The organism is Clostridium guangxiense, assembly GCF_021043395.1.
GTDB lineage: Bacteria > Bacillota > Clostridia > Clostridiales > Clostridiaceae > Clostridium_S > Clostridium_S guangxiense.
Map to the genome: position 1 here is coordinate 71,714 of NZ_JAJNKE010000005.1, position 17,748 is coordinate 89,461.

Below are 17,748 nucleotides of genomic sequence, written 5' to 3' on the forward strand. Positions count from 1 at the left end.
ATTTTTATATTCTAACACCATATTAAAGCATGGCCTAATATTTCAATTGTTTTAATATCATGTTCTGTCTCGTGAACCCATTCTGTCACCTCCAAAATTAAAAAATCTAAAAACAATAAAGATGTTATTATCCATTATTTTTAACTTTTAATCAGAATAATTTTGTGCCCATAAATTAAGTTTGTCCTTGAACTGCATTTTTTAAGACTTAAATTTTATTCAGCACTACTTATTAATCATTTTTTAGTTTTCTTATAATTCTTCTATTTGCTATACTCCAATTAACGGCTGGATGATAGCTATGATATATAATTTTTCCATAACCTTCTCTGCACAGTTCAATATCAATATAATCTTTCAATTTCTCTGTGCATGCATTTATTATAACTAATGGTTTATAATATTCTATTCTTTGCAAAAAACACTCCCTCATATCGTCAATATTCCATAATTTTAACCAAACATCATTTCTTAACCTATTATTAAGTTTTCCAAATAGTAAGCTCCCTAATGATGTTTGATACTGAATTGGATTTACAATAAGAAAGTTATACGAATTATCCTTAAGTTTAATTCCTTTCAAAACATCACATAAATGTTTTTCAATTAAATTTCCTGCATCAAATGGCTTTTTCCCTTGTGCTGGGGCTATCCCCATATAATACCCATCCAAATCCAATTTAATCTCACTTTTATGTGGAGATTCTAAAAGTAATACAATATTATTTTCCAAATTTTTTGTGATTTGAAAATCACAAAAATTATTTATTTGCTTATTAACATATATCAAATTTCTACCAAAATTACCTGGAATTAACTTTTGTATTCCCTTCTTATTAACTTCTACTTTATACCTCCAAACATCTTGGACTTTTGATTTTTGGATAAAGAAATTATTTAACATATCATTATTATAAAAAAATTGATGTTTGCTTAACTCACATATAATATTATATTCAACATCTACTGAAATTTCTTCAAATTTATCCTTACATACTTCCACAGAAACCTTAAGCTTTTCCATTATTTCCTCCTTTACATTTAAAGTAACCGTAATTCTTGCTGAAGTCGTTACTTTTTTATTAATATGAATTGCATTATTATTATAAAACAAAAATGTAACGCGGTTAATACATGAGTTTTACCAGATGCATTATATCCTTCAATTATATTTATCATTTGTGATTTAAAATCAAAGCTTAATCTTTTAAATGGACCAAAATTAACTATTTCAAGCTTTTTAATATACATTTTATCCTCCTCAATAATATTAATCCTACACATAATTTATTAATCTATTTATTTAAATTATGTGGAGCAAATACATGCAATACTATTATTCCACTTATTGAATAATTTTCCTATACCCTATTTATTATTTTTGAAAATATCTTTTAAAGTTTATTTTGTACTCTTATGCTTACAATACAAAAATAAAAAAGTCGTTTTACATTTTTGTATACTTTTGTTATAATATTTGTAAAATATGGATTGTTAGGAGATATTTAAAAGTGGAAAATTGTACAGTACTAACAGATGGTGATAAATTAAAAAATATCAGAAAAAAATACGTTTTAAAGCAAGAAGAAATTTCAGGAAGTGCTATTACACGAAATTTAATTAGTGAAATTGAAACTAACAAGGCTACCATTACTAAAAATACAGCTGAAATTATAATCAAAAATTTGGCTTTATTGGCAAAAGAAAGACATTTTCAGTTCACCGAAACAGTAGAGTATCTATTAGAAAATGAGACCATGCAAGCAAATAAAATTGTGAATCATTACATAAATGAACTAAAGTCACTAAATATATCCAAGGATGGTAATTTTACTACTAAACTAAAAGAAATAGAAAGCTTTCTACTGAAATACGATATACCAGATAAAAAAATTATAATCTATGAATTAGCAGGTGACTACTACTGCAACAAAAATGAAATGAGTAAAAGCGTAATATACTATGAGAAAGCTATTACCTTGACAGGCAAACTCACATTAAGTAATACATCGTTAACCTTACTTAGAAAACTCTCAATGGTCTATGGATATCTTGGAAGATATAAAGAAAGTATAGAATGTTGCTAATTTGCATTAAATAATTTTACAAACATGTCAAATGAGATGCTGATAACTTTTAGGTATAATAATGCATTAAATTATTACAATCTTAAAAATTATATAATCGCATTAAATAACCTAAGAATAGCTGAAAAATTAGTATCTACATCAAATAAAGAATCTTATTTCTTGATACAAAATAATCTCGGCGGTTATCTCTTTGATATGGGCAATTATACTGAAGCTCTTGACGTTTTTACTGCACTTATTAGTTACTTAGATAAAAACATAACCGATAAATATGTGATGACTCTACTGAATGTAGTAAACGCTTGCTTATCCCTTTCCAAACAATATGAAGCACTTGAAAACTTTAATATAGCCTTAAATGAGTTAAAGAACTTAAATAATACCTCTTACATGGCAGATATCTATTACGAAATCGGAAAAATATACAAAAGACTTAATAAAATTGATTTATCTGAATCCTACTGTTTAAATGTGGTTAATTTTGCTGAAAATTACAAAAATTATGTTTTGTTAAGTAAAATATTATGTGATTTAATAGATATATATTCCAATTCACATAATATTAAAAAAATGGAATATGTTAAAAATAAATTGCTAAAATAACTCATTTACAGGGCTATTTTAGCAATTTATTAGTATATAAATTATTTATTTTCTATGTAGATCATAACAAAGAAACAGCCAAAAATATCGCTAATTTTGCCCTAAATTTTGAAAAGGAGGCTTAAAAATGTCAAAAAAATATTATAAATATTCACTATTAGCTTTAGGAGCAGTAGTAACAACTGCATCCTCAGTATTATTAAATCTTGGTACAAACTTAGGAGTTATAATAGGTCATTATATGTTTTATGTACAGCAAATACATTTGCTTAAATAAAAACTCAAAAGGATAGGTAAGCATTTTCCTATCCTTATATTTTGCACTATCTTTTTTATATTTAATTATCTACTAAATTTTCACACCAAATTTTTATATGTCCCATCTTAACTATCATTGCTTTAATAACTTATTTTATCTTTCTTAACCTTAATCCTTTGAAAATCTATTAAGATTTTCTCTATCTATGTTTCGTAATAAAAAACATCCCCATCTCTCCCACACCCTCTCACCCCTTATCTTTCCTCCCCTAAAGCCACATTCCAATTTCTGTATCATATTAAAAATCCCCAAGCAAAAACAGCTCTATTCTGGAACTTATCCACAGGTTGGAGTTAAGAATAAAACATCAAAATCATAATAAAGTTCCCCAAAAGATCCAATGAAAAAAACACGTTTAAAATGACTGGTTCTTTGCTTGCTTCCTTCAAATATGGAATCAATCTATTCTCAATGAATATTGCTTAATGTAGAGCTAAAAATAAAAAAGCATGAAAGAACACAAGATTTTCTCTTGCATTTGTTCCATGCTTTTAAATCGTACTTTTTAACCAATCCCTATCTATTTTTCCCGAACTTTTTTATGAGTTTGGGGATTTTGAGTTGTAGATGGGGAGGTTTTATTATTAGTATACAAATTTTATCCTATTTATTCATAGCCTCTTCAACAGCAACTGCTACTGCAACTGAAGCTCCAACCATTGGGTTGTTACCCATTCCGATTAATCCCATCATTTCAACGTGAGCTGGAACTGATGATGAACCTGCGAATTGAGCATCTGAATGCATTCTTCCCATAGTATCAGTCATACCATATGAAGCAGGACCTGCTGCCATGTTATCTGGGTGAAGAGTTCTTCCAGTACCACCACCTGATGCAACTGAGAAGTATTTCTTTCCTTGTTCGATACATTCTTTCTTGTAAGTTCCTGCAACTGGGTGCTGGAATCTTGTTGGGTTAGTTGAGTTTCCAGTTATTGATACATCAACGCCTTCATGGTGCATTATAGCAACACCTTCTCTAACGTCATCTGCTCCGTAGCATCTAACCTTTGCTCTTTCTCCATCTGAGTAAGCAGTTTCTTTAACTATTTTAAGTTCTCCAGTGTAATAGTCAAATTTAGTTTGAACATATGTGAAACCATTGATTCTTGAGATTATAAATGCAGCATCTTTTCCAAGACCGTTTAATATAACTCTTAAAGGTTTCTTTCTTGCTTTGTTTGCTGAATTAGCAAGTCCAATTGCGCCTTCAGCAGCTGCAAAGGATTCGTGTCCAGCTAAGAATGCGAAACAATCAGTTTCTTCTCTTAAAAGCATTGCAGCAAGATTTCCGTGACCTAATCCAACTTTTCTGTCATCTGCAACTGATCCAGGGATACAGAAAGCTTGTAAGCCTTCTCCTATTGCTTCAGCAGCGTCAGCAGCTTTTTTGCATCCTTTTTTAATTGCTATTGCAGCTCCAACTGTATAAGCCCAACATGCATTTTCAAAGCAAATTTGTTGAACGCCTTTAACTATATTATAAGCGTCTACGCCTTTTTCATCACAAACAGCTTTAGCTTCTTCTATTGAATTGATACCGTATTTTTTTAATACTGGTAATATTTGGTCTACTCTTCTTTCATAACTTTCAAATAATGCCATAACAATCTTCTCCTCCTATCTCTTATTCTTGTCTTGGGTCGATAATTTTTGCAGCTTCAGCATATCTTCCGTAAGTTCCTGTAGCTTTTTCTAAAGCTTCTGCAGGCTCGATTCCCTTTTTAATGAAGTCCATCATTTTTCCAAGGCTTATAAATTCATATCCTATAACTTCATTGTTTTTATCAAGAGCTATGTGCTTAACATAACCTTCAGCCATTTCAAGATATCTAGTTCCTTTAGCCTTAGTTCCGTACATAGTACCAACTTGGCTTCTAAGTCCTTTTCCTAAATCTTCAAGACCTGCTCCTACTGGAAGTCCACCTTCTGAGAATGCAGTTTGAGTTCTTCCATAAGCTATCTGTAAGAATAATTCTCTCATTGCAACATTTATAGCATCACAAACAAGGTCAGTATTTAATGCTTCAAGGATAGTCTTTCCTGGAAGAATTTCTGATGCCATAGCAGCTGAATGTGTCATTCCTGAACATCCTATTGTTTCTACTAAAGCTTCTTCAATTACACCATCTTTAACATTTAAAGTTAATTTACAACCACCTTGCTGTGGAGCACACCAACCAATTCCGTGTGTTAAACCTGATATATCTTTTATTTCTTTAGCTTGTACCCATTTTCCTTCTTCTGGTATTGGAGCTGGTCCATGATTTGGTCCTTTTGCTACGCATACCATTCTGTCAACTTCTGATGAATAAATCATAAAAAAATCTCCTTCCTTATAATTGATTATGTAGCTTGTTAAAATAAACGCAATCAATAATAATCTATTATTACCAATCTCATTATTCTTCAACTCTTTTATTTTAGCAAATCTAAAGCTTTCTAACAATACGTTTTTATAAAATAATATTTAATTTCTTCTTTCTATACATATTAATTCAAGTGAATTATTAATCTGATTCATGAAAAAAGCTTAAATGCGTTGAATTCCTTTTGATTAATTTTTTGACAAAATTCTTCAACAACTTTCTTTTTTACCACGGCTACAACATTGTTAAAATTATCACTACTCGCAGTTGCATCTCCAATTAAATTGATTTCTTCATGCTCTCAATTTTATCGTCAACATTTTTTTCAAGGATGTCAAAATTTAAATTCTCGGCATCACCGTAATCAAGTATTTTATTATAATCCACCTCATCAGAAATATCAATAATATATGAACGTGTTGGCGTTTCACTTATCTCCATTGATAGTAAAAGCCAACCATTCTCAAGAAGTAAATTTTGAAACTCATTTTTAAAATACTGGCATATATTTTCAAGGGTGGAATTTAATGTTTGAAATGGATCGACCTTATTAAGATATGAGTCTTGATATTTTTCTAAATATTTTTCTATATTCTTTTCTATATCATTAAAAATAATAAAGTTATCCTTTAGCTTTATTGTGTTAAGAGTAATTTCCCAGGTATGTGGATGCTCCTGCCCTAATACTCCATTTAAATATATAGAATGAGAGGCATTAAGATAAAATTTAAACCTATATTGATTATATCTCATTTTCTTACACAACCTTTTTATTTAATATTTTATACGCATATTTTCTAATAAAATACATGATAAAAAATGGTCCTACTATTGATACACCTTTACTTAAAAGTAATTTTATATTATTTTCCATAAAGTAAAATAAATATTCATATGATACATATATAAGTACATCAGCGCAAATAAGACCTAATATAAAAGTTAAAATATATACTGTAAACCCTTTTATTCCATAGCCAGTGTTAAAAACTGATTTAGAAGCTAGAATGTAATGAATAATAAAGCCTAGAATTACAGCTATTGTATTTGCATATATTAAATTCACATTTAAAAAATTTGTTAATGCCCAAACTACAAAAAAATCTATAACTGTAACAATAGTTGAGTAAAAAAGATATTTTAATATCAAAAATATTCACTCCATCCTCTTTTTTGTTCTCTGACACTTTTCTTTGCAGTACTTAAAACATCAAAAATATCATCATTTTCATCATTTTTTATTGCAATTCCAAAGGTAAACTTACAAAGGATTTCAATACAACTATTTTCAATTTTATCTTGAAGTTCATCTAATATTTTATAAGCATCCCTTTCATTTATACTAACAAGCACCAATGCAAACTCATCATCATTTATCCTTGAAATAATATTGTTTTGCCCGCAGTATTCCTTTAAAAGTTCTGCTGTTTTTATTAATGCCTCATCACCTTTGTTATGTCCAAAAGTTTTATTTATCTTTTGTATTCCTTCTATATTTATTACAATAATTGCTATGGGAAAAAACAGTTCAGAATTAATTTTTGATAGAAGTATATGCAAAAATTGACGATTATAAACCTTTGTAACTGCATCATACACACTCGCTCTTTTTAAACTCTGTTCCATCTCCTTTAACTTTGAAGCAGCTTCTTCTATCTGGATTCTCCTATTTTGAAGTTCCTTTTTCAATTCACTTACCTTTTTATGTGAAAAGAATATATAAAGTACAAAAGCAATAAAAGTTGCAGCAAACATCATAGTAAATATTAAGATAAAAGTATAAAATCTTACAACGTGCTTATCAAATGAAATATCATTTAACAAATAGCTTTCAGATGTTGACATTCCTAAAATATAAGTTTTATTTGATACTTTAAAAAAACACCAAGAAAGAATTTCGCTTCCATTTTTACTATCTTTCATTATTTCGGCTGTGCCATCTTGTTTTGTATTTATAAGCTTTTTTAAATCATCTAAATTATTTCCACCATTGTATTCCCATAAATTAAACACTTCTGTTAATGTTTTATCACTGTATTTTTTAGTATTTGAATCACTTTTTTCAAATACTACATGATTAGTATCATAAAAGAAAATGTACTTGTTATTAGAATTTGTCTCTTTCTTTATAACATTTTTTATAATATTTTTTTCAGTTGATTTTAAATCTAATTTATAGTCTTTCATGTAACCTTCCATAACAATTTTAACTTTATCAGCTAAATTGCTATTTTCAGAATACTGCTGTTTTAAAAAAGCATTTATTGTATTTTCTTTGTGATTATTTATTTCACTAACTGCTGCATACCAAAGCGCAGCAACCACTACTACAGCCAGTATAGTAATTATAAATATTTCAAATACGATTCTCTCCTGTTTTTTTATTTTCATCGTAGCTAATTTCCTCTCTCAAAATTATTACACATTGAGCTTTTCCTTTAATGTTATTAAAAATTTTATGCTATTAAAGGAAGTTTTCATAACATTCATCTTGCTTGCTCCTTTTTTTAAATCATATCTAAGTTCAAAAGGAACTTCTGCAAATACAGCTCCGCATATATAAAGTTTGTATAAAACTTCTACCATGCACGTAAAACCAGTTTCTTCAATAATTTTTTCACCAAATTTTTCAATTAGCTTTTCCAATATGGATCTTTTATATAATCTATAGCCACAAGTATAATCCTTAACATTAGTCACTTTAAGTATAGTTGAATAAACACACTTCGCTCCTATACAGGTGGTTTTTCTAAATAAAGAAAGACCTTTAACTGAAGAACCTTTTTCATATCTAGATGCTATTACAATATCCGCTTTTGTGAGTTTTTCTTTTTCCAGCATGCTAAAAATGTATTTAGGATCATGTGTGTTATCACAATCCATAATGCAAACATATTTACTTTCCGGAAAATTTTTTATCGCATATTCAATACCGCTCTTTACAGCCATTCCAAGTCCTTTATTTTTCTCATGATTAACAAGAATGAAATTATCATAATTTTTTTGAAGTTTTTCTCCTATAGCCTTTGTTTTATCACTGCTTCCGTCATTTACTAAAATAGTTCTCAAGGTAAGATTATAACTTTCTTTCAAAGCTTGCCTATGTCTTTGCCACTTATCTACAAGTTCTTCAACATCCTCTTCCTCATTGTAAGCGGGAAGTATAACTGCAATATCATTCATTGTTTACAACTCCCCTTATCTTTTTTATTATATTAACTACTCTTTTGAAATCTTCATTAATTACAGAGCAAAAGCTCTTGTATTCTTCTTTCAAATTTAAAGCTTTCCATTTGCTTCTAACTTTTGCGCTATTAATAATTCCAGCAAACCTTATCCAAAATATAACAAAATTATATATTGGCATTAAAAAAATTAAATATAATTTAAAGGCATAGTATTTTCTAACACCCTTATAACTTTTAAGATAGGACATTACATTAATATAAAACAAAAATGCAGACAAAACATACAGCAAATATATTACAAATACAGAACCAAAAACGAGTTCAAAGGGATAGTTCATAAATAATAGAAATATCATAGCAAAGTACCAAATCATCCTTGGGAAGGCAAAGGTGTGGTCGTACATCAAAGTCCTTATCATAAAATTACTTATAAATCCTCTTGCAGTAAGTGCCCTATTTTTAAAAAACATATGGGATACTTCCAGCTCGCCTCGCTGCCATCTCTGGCGTTGAGTATAAAGTTTGCTTAGATTATCAATTGGATCAACAAAGAATAGTGCATTTTCACATAGGTGTACCTTTTTCTTAAGCAAATGCCTGACTTGGAAGGTTATGTGTGTATCTTCACATACAGTTTCACTATTATAAAGCTGTGTTTTTAAAATTGTAGACTTTCTAAATGCAGAAAAAGCACCTGACAGCGTATATATACTATTTAATTCCGATTCAAAGTTTCTACCTGCTAAAAAAGCTTGAGCATATTCTAAAAATTCACACTTTCTAACTAGTTTTAAAAGCCAGCTTGAAGTATTTTCAATATATTCTTTATCCGTTAAAATAGCCCCTGTCATACAGTGAATATCCGGATTTTGTTCAAAACGAATGACCATATTTCTTATTGCATCAGGCTCAAGCTTACCATCGCTGTCAATATTAATTATGTATTTACCTTCACTATTAAAAAGCGCCATGTTTAAAGCCTTTGATTTGCCTTGTTTTGCATTCATATATTTTAAAGAAAGTTCTTTAAACTCCGCCTGGCACTCCGTAAATACTTCAAAGCTGTTATCACTGCTCATATTATTCATAAGCATTACATCCATAAGCTCACAAGGATAGTTTGAGTCATATACAGATTTAATACATTCTCTCAAAGTTTCAGCTGAATTATATACAGGAATAATTATAGTTATCTGCGGAAGTTTGCCCTTAAACTCTTCTTTTTTTACTGTTAGTCTCTTTTTTATTAAGATAAAAAATCCAGCAATAGCAGGTATAATCTCCATAATAAATGGAATAACTATCCATGCAATCCAAAAGATAATTTCTTTATATGTTCTACTTAACATCATCCCCATAAGCAATATCACCTACTCTCTGATTTTTAATTTGTGATTTAGTAAATACGTGAAAATATAAAATTATAGACAATCCATAAAAAACAAATCTAGCAAGTATGGTATGTGCAAAATAAAACATATTGTTTCCGTAATAATATACCAATATGCAAATAATAAAAATTCTTAAAACATTAGCTGCAAATATCCAAATTACACCTATTATGTTATACATAATCTTTTCCATGAAGTTATACACTGGAAAGAACCACAATAGAGATGTAAAAGCAAGAATTTCTATTACACCAGAACATTCATAATCTATGTACATTGACACAGTTGATGTTCCACTGGATATTAAAATAAGTGAATACTGATAAAACGCCTGATAATAATTAGTGATTTCTCCTATGACGCCAGCAACTGCTGTAACAAGCTGACTTAAAGCACCTACAAGATATGGCTGCAGTATCACTATAGTAAAGAAAAATAGGCCAACTGCTCCAACAATAAACTTAAAAAAATACAAATTTGCTCTTTTAAAAACCGATATGATATAGGCCCATAAAATTAGTAGAAAAACAATCAATATTTTCATGCTGTTTTCCTTTTCTTTCTGGTATAAATTATAAAACTAAAAAAAGCTACAGCACTGCAAATAGCTATGCCTGTATATGGATGGGTACTTCCAACCTCGAAATGTATAGTTCCCTTTCCTAAGTTTGGGAATTTCATCTCTATACTAAGCATCTGATCTTTAGCCCCATTTTCAAAAACACTTAAAGGTATTTTAAGTTCACATTTTACCTCACTATTTCCATAAAGACCACCACTATTAGGTATTACTTTGCCATTCGAAAAAACCTGAACACTATTACCAGTGCCTTTCTTAGCCTGTAATTCGTATTGTTGTCCAGTACCGTTTATTTGATACTTTATAGGACAACTTGGTTCTTGTCCTTTCTTACTATTTGACATGTCTATATATAAATACAGATAATTATCATCGGTGTACCATTTTACTATGTGTTCTTGCTTCATATTGCCGCTGCCTCCAGGAGTAAGTATTATTTGTGGTTTATCACTCCAATCATCAAAGTATCCATCTAGTGTTATTCCAACACCAGCAGCATGAACTGGTATACTAAAAATAAGGATTAGAAGTGTAGAACATAAAATTATTCTCTTAATTGCCTTTTCCATTTATAATTTTCCTCCTCTTATATATAAAAACGAGCAGTATTCCAAATCCTGTAAGACCTATTAAAGATACTACTATCCCATCGGTTAAATATGGATATGTAACTTTAATATTTGCTTGTCCTTTTTCAATATTTAATAAATTTTGTTTATCAGAAATCTTTCTTGTACTATTATAAGAATCTAAATATGCAATAGTTGTATTTACATTATCTTTTGGTGAATTTATAGAAAATGAATTATTATTATATTTAACACTTATAGGTACAATCTTTCTTTCTGGCAGTACAGATGAACTATTTCCAAGTATTGAATTCATAATGCTAATAGCGCCAGCATCATCATCCTGCATTGCATGAAACATTAAGTTAAACCCAACATAAGTTATATTTTTATTGTCTCCTACACCTTCGCCGACAAAGGTCAGCTTTTTATTTTTTATCCATGCAATACCCTCAACTTTAGGCAAATCCTGTAAATATACTGTATTCCAATTTTTATACTTTTCATCAAAGTTTACAGATATATATTTCTGCCCATTAAAGAACAAATCTGGCATTTTCTTGTCAAAGCTGATAGGTTGTGCTGTAATTCCCATAAAGGTCATACTTTTTGTAACTGCATCTGCTGGAATCTTGTTCATATCTATAATTATTTTTACTCCCATGCTGCTGAGTTTTGAAAGCATTTCTTCCGCTTTCTTTCTATCGTTGTAGCTAAAATCGGAAAGATATATAACCTTATATTTTCTAAGTTCGTCTATTGTATAATCTTCTATATTTTGCGATTTTCCTATTTCAAAGCTTGGATACTGAAGCGGTATCTGCTCTGCTGATCTGCCTATGCACAGTCCAGAATAATTTGTGATCACTCCAAAGTTTTTAGGTGTATCTCTATGGAATATGTAAGCATCTCCTGTTTCCATATCCAATTTAAATTTAGAAAGTTCTGCTGCTGAATTTATTTTATTAAAACTCCTCTTACCTTTTTTTAAAGAATTCTTTCTTACGATTACTGTATCGCATCCCAGTTCAATCGATCTATCAAACATGTAATTATAATATCCATTTTCAAGTGCTGTGTTTAATAAAACTATATTTTTAGCTGTAGAAGCTCCCTGCCATGCCCATCCATAGGAATAAGATACTTTTTTGCCACTGCCAATAATATAAAATGATGGATACGATTCAAATAGACTGCTGTCAAGGAGGGCAATTCTCTGATTAGTAATTCGTTTTGCCTCATCCATTATGGTTTCTACATTAGAGTTTTTTCCCTCCGGATATAATGAGAATCTAAATGATAAAGAACTGTCAGCAATTATTATCATTAAAAATATTGCCATAAAGCGCTTCTTACACTTTGTCCAGTTAAGCAAGCTAAGCATAAATATTCCATACGCTATTGGTGTAAATCTCATCATCCATAAAAGTTGATTTAAAGGTAATTTAATTAACACTGGTATAAAAGCTGTTGTTGTCCCTAAGAATACTATTATTACTGTAATAAAACCTGGCAAACTTTTTTTACTAGAAAGTATAATTCCTAAAACTGAAACTATTATAATTGACAGTCCATAATAAAAATATCCAAGTCTGCCACTGCTTCCGAGTCGTATAAAAGGATTTAGTGACGTTGTAAATGGTGTACTGAGTGATTTCATAACCTCCGAAGTCGCACCACTATCCATAGATACCAGTCCACCTTTTAGTGCTGGATAAATCCAAATTCCGCAAATTACAAATGCCAAAAGCATAGCTATAATAATCTGTGATGACTTTAAAAACTTTTTTAACACTACCGAGTAAATAGCCAAAAATATGAAAGTCGTAATTCCAAGCATGGCTCCTACCATCAAATGACTCATGATTATGAGGATCATAAATATAGTCATTGGTATAATAGCAGATTTCTTTTCGTGCTCAACAAATTCCCATAAGAAGAAAAATAAATATGGTATAAGCGCTGTTATAACAACCCTTGGTATATTTCCTTCAAAAAAAAGTACTCTCAAATTTTCTGGAAGAAAAAACCACATAATTCCAATAATTAATGCAATAAAAATCCTTTTTGACTTTATACCCCAAAGAAGCCATCCAAGTCCACCAATAAAAAATACAGCCCCTATAAAAATAATGTAAGCCTTAATTGGATCTCCACTTGAAACAAACTGAAACATTGCAAGCACATAATAGGAAAATGGAGCCCAGTATCTAAAAGGTTGTATACCGTTATACCAATATTCCGTAAAAAGTGGATATAAGTTGCCCTTTTTTATGTTTTGATATAAAATATCTGCTTTAAATATATGTCCATATGTATCCAATCCCCATGGATATCCCCAATGTTTTCCTAAATATATTGATAAAATTACAGCTCCAAATATTAAAACTAAAATCGAGGCTGCTATTTTAATAATAGGATTATTGATTTTCCATTTATTTTTATCCCTTTTCTGTATAATCTCACTTTCAATTTCTGGTTCATTTTCTGCATCTTTTTTTTCCAAAACATCCTGAGGTCTATTTTCTTCAGTTTTTTCAAGCATTTCTTTGCTTTGATCGAAATCTTCAAACTTTTTTACCAATTCTTTTGATGATAAATTAATAATATTATTCATCATTAACTTTGCTATTTTTTTCGTACTACTACCCGCTATATTTACTTGTCCATTGCCATTAATAACATAAACTCTTGTTGGAATTTCACTTATTTCTAATCGTAAAAGGTTAATGTTATTTTCTTTTAAAATTCTGCTAAGTTCTTCAAACAAAAAGTCTCCTATATTTTCAAGTGTAGGCTCAACCTCACGAAATGCTTCAAATTCATTAATTTCTTTTCCACTATATGCACTCAAAAATTTATTTACTACCTTTTCTACTTCATCATATATTACAAACTCTCCACCTTGCATTTCAACAAATAGTGAAATAAGAAAGGTATGCGAATGTGATGGTCCCCTTTTATTATTTATTAAAACGCTGTGAGAAGCATTCATATTAAATTTATATAAATATCCTTGAAATTTCATTTATGCCTCCCTTCAATTATTTTATACTTATATAATATCAGCGGTTAACATAAGAATCAACAAAAAAATGGGCATTTTTATTATTCTTTTATGCATTATATATATTTAAGTAATATGCTGTCATTTTTTAATTTTATTTTTAATAAGATAAAATTATATTTTAAATTTATGTGCAAATTTTATGAAGCGAAAATATATTATGTCAACTAGCAAAACCAGTGCACAATTCATAATGCATAGTTCACAGTAAAGGATGACTTTTCTCCGCTCTGCTTCAATTTCCAGTTTGTCGGGATGAATTAGTATTAGCAATTTTAACTTTTCAAGTTGTCTACCTAAAAAGCGTATCCTATAGAAAAAAATTCTTGACTCTAACAATATTCTATGATATATTATTACATGTCGATTAGATATGCCGAAGTGGTGAAATTGGCAGACGCAACGGACTCAAAATCCGTCGGGGGTGACTCCGTGCGGGTTCAAGTCCCGCCTTCGGCACCATTAGTATCCGCACTTAAGAAAGTGCGGATTTTTATTTTTTTGTTCTAATGCCTATGCTCTCATAACTAAGTGTTATTTTTAGTAATTCTTCACATCTTTACTCAAACAATTTAAAAGCTACATATCCTTAGTTATTTATAGCAGTAATCATTAATTTCGATTTACCTCCAGTAGGAGTCACTTCATTAATCCAAATATTATTTGAATTTTCACCAAACATTATTCCTTGCCAATTTGCAAACATATATTTTGTAAAGGCATTGCTAATTATTTGTTTATACTTTAGATAGAAAATTTGGTCATAATTCTTTATAAAATCATCTTTATTTTGTATTTTAGTAACCTTACTATTAATGTTGACAGTGATAGGGTAGGATATTTGTTCAGATAACTGTTCCTTATTATCATTCACTACATAACTTTGAACTTTACTAACAAAATTCTCTACATCTTGGTCACTCTCTGTCCCTACTGTTTCTGCATACCTTTTTCCATATTCAACCCCAGGGATAATACTTTTAAGTGATAATGTAAATTGATAATTTGTTTTATTGTCCGCTCCCATCCAGGTTCCTTTAATTTTATCAACACTGTTCAAAGTTCCTTTAAAAATTCCTGTATTTTTACTCGTATCATCATATTCATATAATACGATATCTTTCGCCCCTGCCTTTCCCTTTAGTTTGATTTCCTTTCCCTTACTGTCATAAAAGTATGAGCCAACTATATCTGTTCCTAATGGATAAATACTCATGTGAATTGACATATTATTACCTACAGTACCTTGATAATCATAGTACCCTTTTTCAAAAGGACTTTTAGCAGTATTTATATTATCAAGCGAACTGGACTTCGTATTACTATTAATATTTTTAGCACTTTGAGAGGTATTTTGGGGCTGTGACTGAGGTTGCTTAGTGTTACTTACTGAAGTATTCTCAATTGCAGTATTATTAGCATTCTTTTGAACGTTATTATTAACTGAAGGTTTTTCGTTTGAACATCCAGTGAATATAATACTTAAGGCAATTATAATTTCCATCATTTTTTTCACTTCTAATTCCCCCATATGATATTAATTTTTATCAGCTATTTCATTATTAAAAAACTAAAACCGCTTATATTTTTTCATATTCTATTGTTTCTAAAATTTATATTTAATTCTTGATTAAATCTACATCTTCCATATTAAGACTCCCATAACCATTCATATAGTTTTATTATACCATATTATTCAAAATATTAATTTATAATACCTATATAGCCTTATGTTTATTAATATCGTTTATCTTATAAGATTTTCTAAATTTCGCTTTATCCAAAGAAAGGCTGCCACACTAAATGCGGCAGCCTCCTTTTCACTATTTTTCCACCTTGTCACTAATTATTTCACTGTACTCGTTCAAAATAGAATCTAACATCTTGCTTGCAGCAATAACTTGTGGATCAAGTAAATTTTCCTTTTGCATAATTAATTCCGTCAGCTTTTCTCTTAAATTTTGTATTTCCACTTCTACATCATGAATTTTCGACATTTTAAAACCTCCTTTCTAAAAACATTTTAAGAAAGAAGGTAAATATAATATATATTAAATTGGTACAATTATTCTTTTTTTGTCTTTTTTTTACGAAAATACAAAAGTCCTTATAAAGTTGTTTAAAAAAATTTATGAAATTAGTTCAATAGTTTTATTTTTAGCATAAAAAAAGCCTAGCATTTAAGCTAAGCTTTAATCCTTTTTCTTCAATGGACAATCTTTACGACATCCTTCTTCTGGACAATGAGGCCTACTTCCTAAGCCATAACATACCATAACAGTATTGCCGTCTAAATCCAATCCTTTTGTTCCACTAAGCCTGCATTTATCACATTCAGCTTTGCCCTTAAACTCTAACTTTAATATATACTTCATAATATCCTCCTTAAGCGTCTATATATTTATATATGTATGCTGCAATTTCCTTATGTTTTCTCTTTTATTCCTTCATGTCTTACTTCTATTAGCTTGTCTAGAGATAAATCATTTGAAACTTCAAAATTAACTTGTGCAAAAATGATATCTTCTAGGCATTTTAATAGATATTTTTAATTACCTATATATTTCCCTAACCGAAATATTAACGCATTAATATTTTCCAAAATATAAATTATTGATAGTATGATAAAAAAATATTGCTTTAAACCAAATTCATTGTTAAAATTGTATTAATAATTTCGCTATAAGCATATAATAATAGCGATTTATTTGATTGAGGAGGGGTTTGGCAAATATAATGAAAGCAAACATTGATAATAAAATAAAGCTTTATGGTTTCAATAATTTAACTAAAACATTATCCTTTAATATGTATGATATATGTTATGCAAAATCAGCAGAAGATAGGGAAGCTTATATTTCTTATATAGATGAGCAATATAACGCAGAACGACTTACTCAAATTCTTACAAACGTTACTGAAATTATAGGTGCTCATATTTTGAATATCGCAAAACAAGATTATGACCCTCAAGGTGCTAGTGTTACAATATTAGTATGTGAAAATCCAATGGAAGAAAATTGTAAAGAAGCATTAGTAAAAGAAACTCCAGGGCCACTGCCAGAAATCGTGCTTGCTCATTTAGATAAAAGCCATATTACAGTGCACACTTACCCTGAATATCATCCTGATGAAGGTATTTGTACCTTTAGAGCTGATATAGATGTATCTACCTGCGGAATGATATCCCCTTTAAAGGCCTTAAATTACTTAGTACACTCTTTTGAAGCTGATATTATGACTATGGATTATAGAGTTCGTGGTTTTACTAGAGATATCACTGGTAGAAAGTTATTTATTGACCATAAAATCAACTCTATTCAAAATTATATACCTAACAGTGTGAAAAATAGATATAACATGATTGACGTAAATGTTTACCAAGACAATATTTTTCACACAAAATGTAAGTTAAAGCAATTTGATTTAGACAATTACTTATTTGGATATACAAAAAAAGATTTGAGTCCAAAAGAAAGAAAAATAATAACTCATAAGCTAAAAAAAGAAATGGATGAAATTTTTTATGGTAAAAACTTTGATGAATCATATAATAAATAAAGCAATGGAGG

General features: G+C 29.5%; 20 protein-coding genes and 1 tRNA gene. 5 read left to right on the top strand and 16 right to left on the bottom strand.

Translation table 11 applies throughout. The features are described 5' to 3' along the window. Window positions 1-232: 232 nt before the first annotated feature. A complete protein-coding gene (locus LQK79_RS05685) occupies window positions 233-1,024 on the bottom strand; it encodes a hypothetical protein (RefSeq protein ID WP_231015850.1) in 792 nt (263 codons plus the stop codon). Between the two features lie 47 nt (window positions 1,025-1,071). Continuing rightward, window positions 1,072-1,251 carry an AAA family ATPase gene (locus LQK79_RS05690; protein WP_231015851.1) on the bottom strand — a complete coding sequence of 60 codons (180 nt, stop codon included), beginning with the start codon at window positions 1,249-1,251 and terminating at the stop codon, window positions 1,072-1,074. A gap of 260 nt (window positions 1,252-1,511) precedes the next feature. On the opposite strand from LQK79_RS05690, the gene LQK79_RS05695 reads away from it, so the two are divergent. From LQK79_RS05695 to LQK79_RS05705, 3 genes are all read left to right on the top strand, one after another. Beyond that, a complete protein-coding gene (locus LQK79_RS05695; RefSeq protein WP_231015852.1) occupies window positions 1,512-2,087 on the top strand; it encodes a helix-turn-helix domain-containing protein in 576 nt (191 codons plus the stop codon). Between the two features lie 24 nt (window positions 2,088-2,111). Next, window positions 2,112-2,693, top strand: a complete 582-nt coding sequence (locus tag LQK79_RS05700; protein WP_231015853.1) for a hypothetical protein — start codon at window positions 2,112-2,114, stop codon at window positions 2,691-2,693. A 127-nt stretch (window positions 2,694-2,820) separates the two neighbouring features. Beyond that, a complete protein-coding gene (locus tag LQK79_RS05705) occupies window positions 2,821-2,970 on the top strand; it encodes a hypothetical protein (RefSeq protein WP_231015854.1) in 150 nt (49 codons plus the stop codon). 150 nt (window positions 2,971-3,120) lie between these two features. On the opposite strand, the gene LQK79_RS20830 is transcribed toward LQK79_RS05705, so the two are convergent. The 11 genes from LQK79_RS20830 to LQK79_RS05755 form a co-directional block, all read right to left on the bottom strand. Beyond that, entirely contained in the window at window positions 3,121-3,249 is a 129-nt protein-coding gene (locus LQK79_RS20830; RefSeq protein WP_269144060.1) for a hypothetical protein, read from the bottom strand. A gap of 366 nt (window positions 3,250-3,615) precedes the next feature. After that, window positions 3,616-4,617 carry a GGGtGRT protein gene (locus LQK79_RS05710; RefSeq protein WP_231015855.1) on the bottom strand — a complete coding sequence of 334 codons (1,002 nt, stop codon included), beginning with the start codon at window positions 4,615-4,617 and terminating at the stop codon, window positions 3,616-3,618. Window positions 4,618-4,639: 22 nt separating this feature from the next. Further along, a complete protein-coding gene (locus LQK79_RS05715; protein ID WP_231015856.1) occupies window positions 4,640-5,332 on the bottom strand; it encodes an iron-sulfur cluster assembly scaffold protein in 693 nt (230 codons plus the stop codon). Window positions 5,333-5,660: 328 nt separating this feature from the next. After that, window positions 5,661-6,134, bottom strand: a complete 474-nt coding sequence (locus tag LQK79_RS05720) for a 6-carboxytetrahydropterin synthase (protein ID WP_231015857.1) — start codon at window positions 6,132-6,134, stop codon at window positions 5,661-5,663. A gap of 4 nt (window positions 6,135-6,138) precedes the next feature. Further along, window positions 6,139-6,531, bottom strand: coding sequence for a GtrA family protein (locus LQK79_RS05725; protein WP_231015858.1), 393 nt, complete (start codon window positions 6,529-6,531; stop codon window positions 6,139-6,141). Next, complete coding sequence (locus LQK79_RS05730) at window positions 6,528-7,772, bottom strand: GGDEF domain-containing protein (RefSeq protein ID WP_231015859.1); 1,245 nt, start codon at window positions 7,770-7,772, stop codon at window positions 6,528-6,530. The genes LQK79_RS05725 and LQK79_RS05730 overlap by 4 nt, the downstream gene beginning before the upstream one ends. A gap of 27 nt (window positions 7,773-7,799) precedes the next feature. After that, on the bottom strand, window positions 7,800-8,564 hold the full coding sequence (locus tag LQK79_RS05735) for a glycosyltransferase (protein ID WP_231015860.1): 765 nt from the start codon (window positions 8,562-8,564) through the stop codon (window positions 7,800-7,802). Then, window positions 8,557-9,927 (bottom strand): TIGR03111 family XrtG-associated glycosyltransferase, encoded by a 1,371-nt coding sequence (locus tag LQK79_RS05740; protein WP_231015861.1) that lies wholly within the window; start codon window positions 9,925-9,927, stop codon window positions 8,557-8,559. The genes LQK79_RS05735 and LQK79_RS05740 overlap by 8 nt, the downstream gene beginning before the upstream one ends. Beyond that, window positions 9,908-10,504 carry an exosortase family protein XrtG gene (gene xrtG, locus LQK79_RS05745; RefSeq protein ID WP_231015862.1) on the bottom strand — a complete coding sequence of 199 codons (597 nt, stop codon included), beginning with the start codon at window positions 10,502-10,504 and terminating at the stop codon, window positions 9,908-9,910. The genes LQK79_RS05740 and xrtG overlap by 20 nt, the downstream gene beginning before the upstream one ends. Next, window positions 10,501-11,109: a Firmicu-CTERM sorting domain-containing protein gene (locus LQK79_RS05750; protein ID WP_231015863.1), complete on the bottom strand. Its 609-nt coding sequence runs from the start codon at window positions 11,107-11,109 to the stop codon at window positions 10,501-10,503. The genes xrtG and LQK79_RS05750 overlap by 4 nt, the downstream gene beginning before the upstream one ends. Then, window positions 11,093-14,137 carry a 6-pyruvoyl-tetrahydropterin synthase-related protein gene (locus LQK79_RS05755; RefSeq protein WP_231015864.1) on the bottom strand — a complete coding sequence of 1,015 codons (3,045 nt, stop codon included), beginning with the start codon at window positions 14,135-14,137 and terminating at the stop codon, window positions 11,093-11,095. The genes LQK79_RS05750 and LQK79_RS05755 overlap by 17 nt, the downstream gene beginning before the upstream one ends. Before the next feature lie 414 nt (window positions 14,138-14,551). Here LQK79_RS05755 and LQK79_RS05760 point away from each other — a divergent pair. Continuing rightward, window positions 14,552-14,638 (top strand) — tRNA-Leu (locus LQK79_RS05760). A gap of 127 nt (window positions 14,639-14,765) precedes the next feature. Here the strand turns inward: LQK79_RS05760 and LQK79_RS05765 are convergent. The 3 genes from LQK79_RS05765 to LQK79_RS05775 all read right to left on the bottom strand — a co-directional run bounded on the left by LQK79_RS05765 (window position 14,766) and on the right by LQK79_RS05775 (window position 16,551). Continuing rightward, window positions 14,766-15,692, bottom strand: a complete 927-nt coding sequence (locus tag LQK79_RS05765) for a hypothetical protein (protein ID WP_231015865.1) — start codon at window positions 15,690-15,692, stop codon at window positions 14,766-14,768. Window positions 15,693-15,999: 307 nt separating this feature from the next. After that, window positions 16,000-16,173, bottom strand: coding sequence for an aspartyl-phosphate phosphatase Spo0E family protein (locus LQK79_RS05770; RefSeq protein WP_231015866.1), 174 nt, complete (start codon window positions 16,171-16,173; stop codon window positions 16,000-16,002). Between the two features lie 195 nt (window positions 16,174-16,368). Further along, the gene (locus LQK79_RS05775) at window positions 16,369-16,551 is read right to left on the bottom strand and encodes a hypothetical protein (protein WP_231015867.1); all 183 of its coding nucleotides are present in this window, start codon (window positions 16,549-16,551) and stop codon (window positions 16,369-16,371) included. A 361-nt stretch (window positions 16,552-16,912) separates the two neighbouring features. On the opposite strand from LQK79_RS05775, the gene speD reads away from it, so the two are divergent. Beyond that, complete coding sequence (gene speD, locus LQK79_RS05780) at window positions 16,913-17,737, top strand: adenosylmethionine decarboxylase (RefSeq protein ID WP_231015868.1); 825 nt, start codon at window positions 16,913-16,915, stop codon at window positions 17,735-17,737. Window positions 17,738-17,748 lie beyond the last annotated feature (11 nt).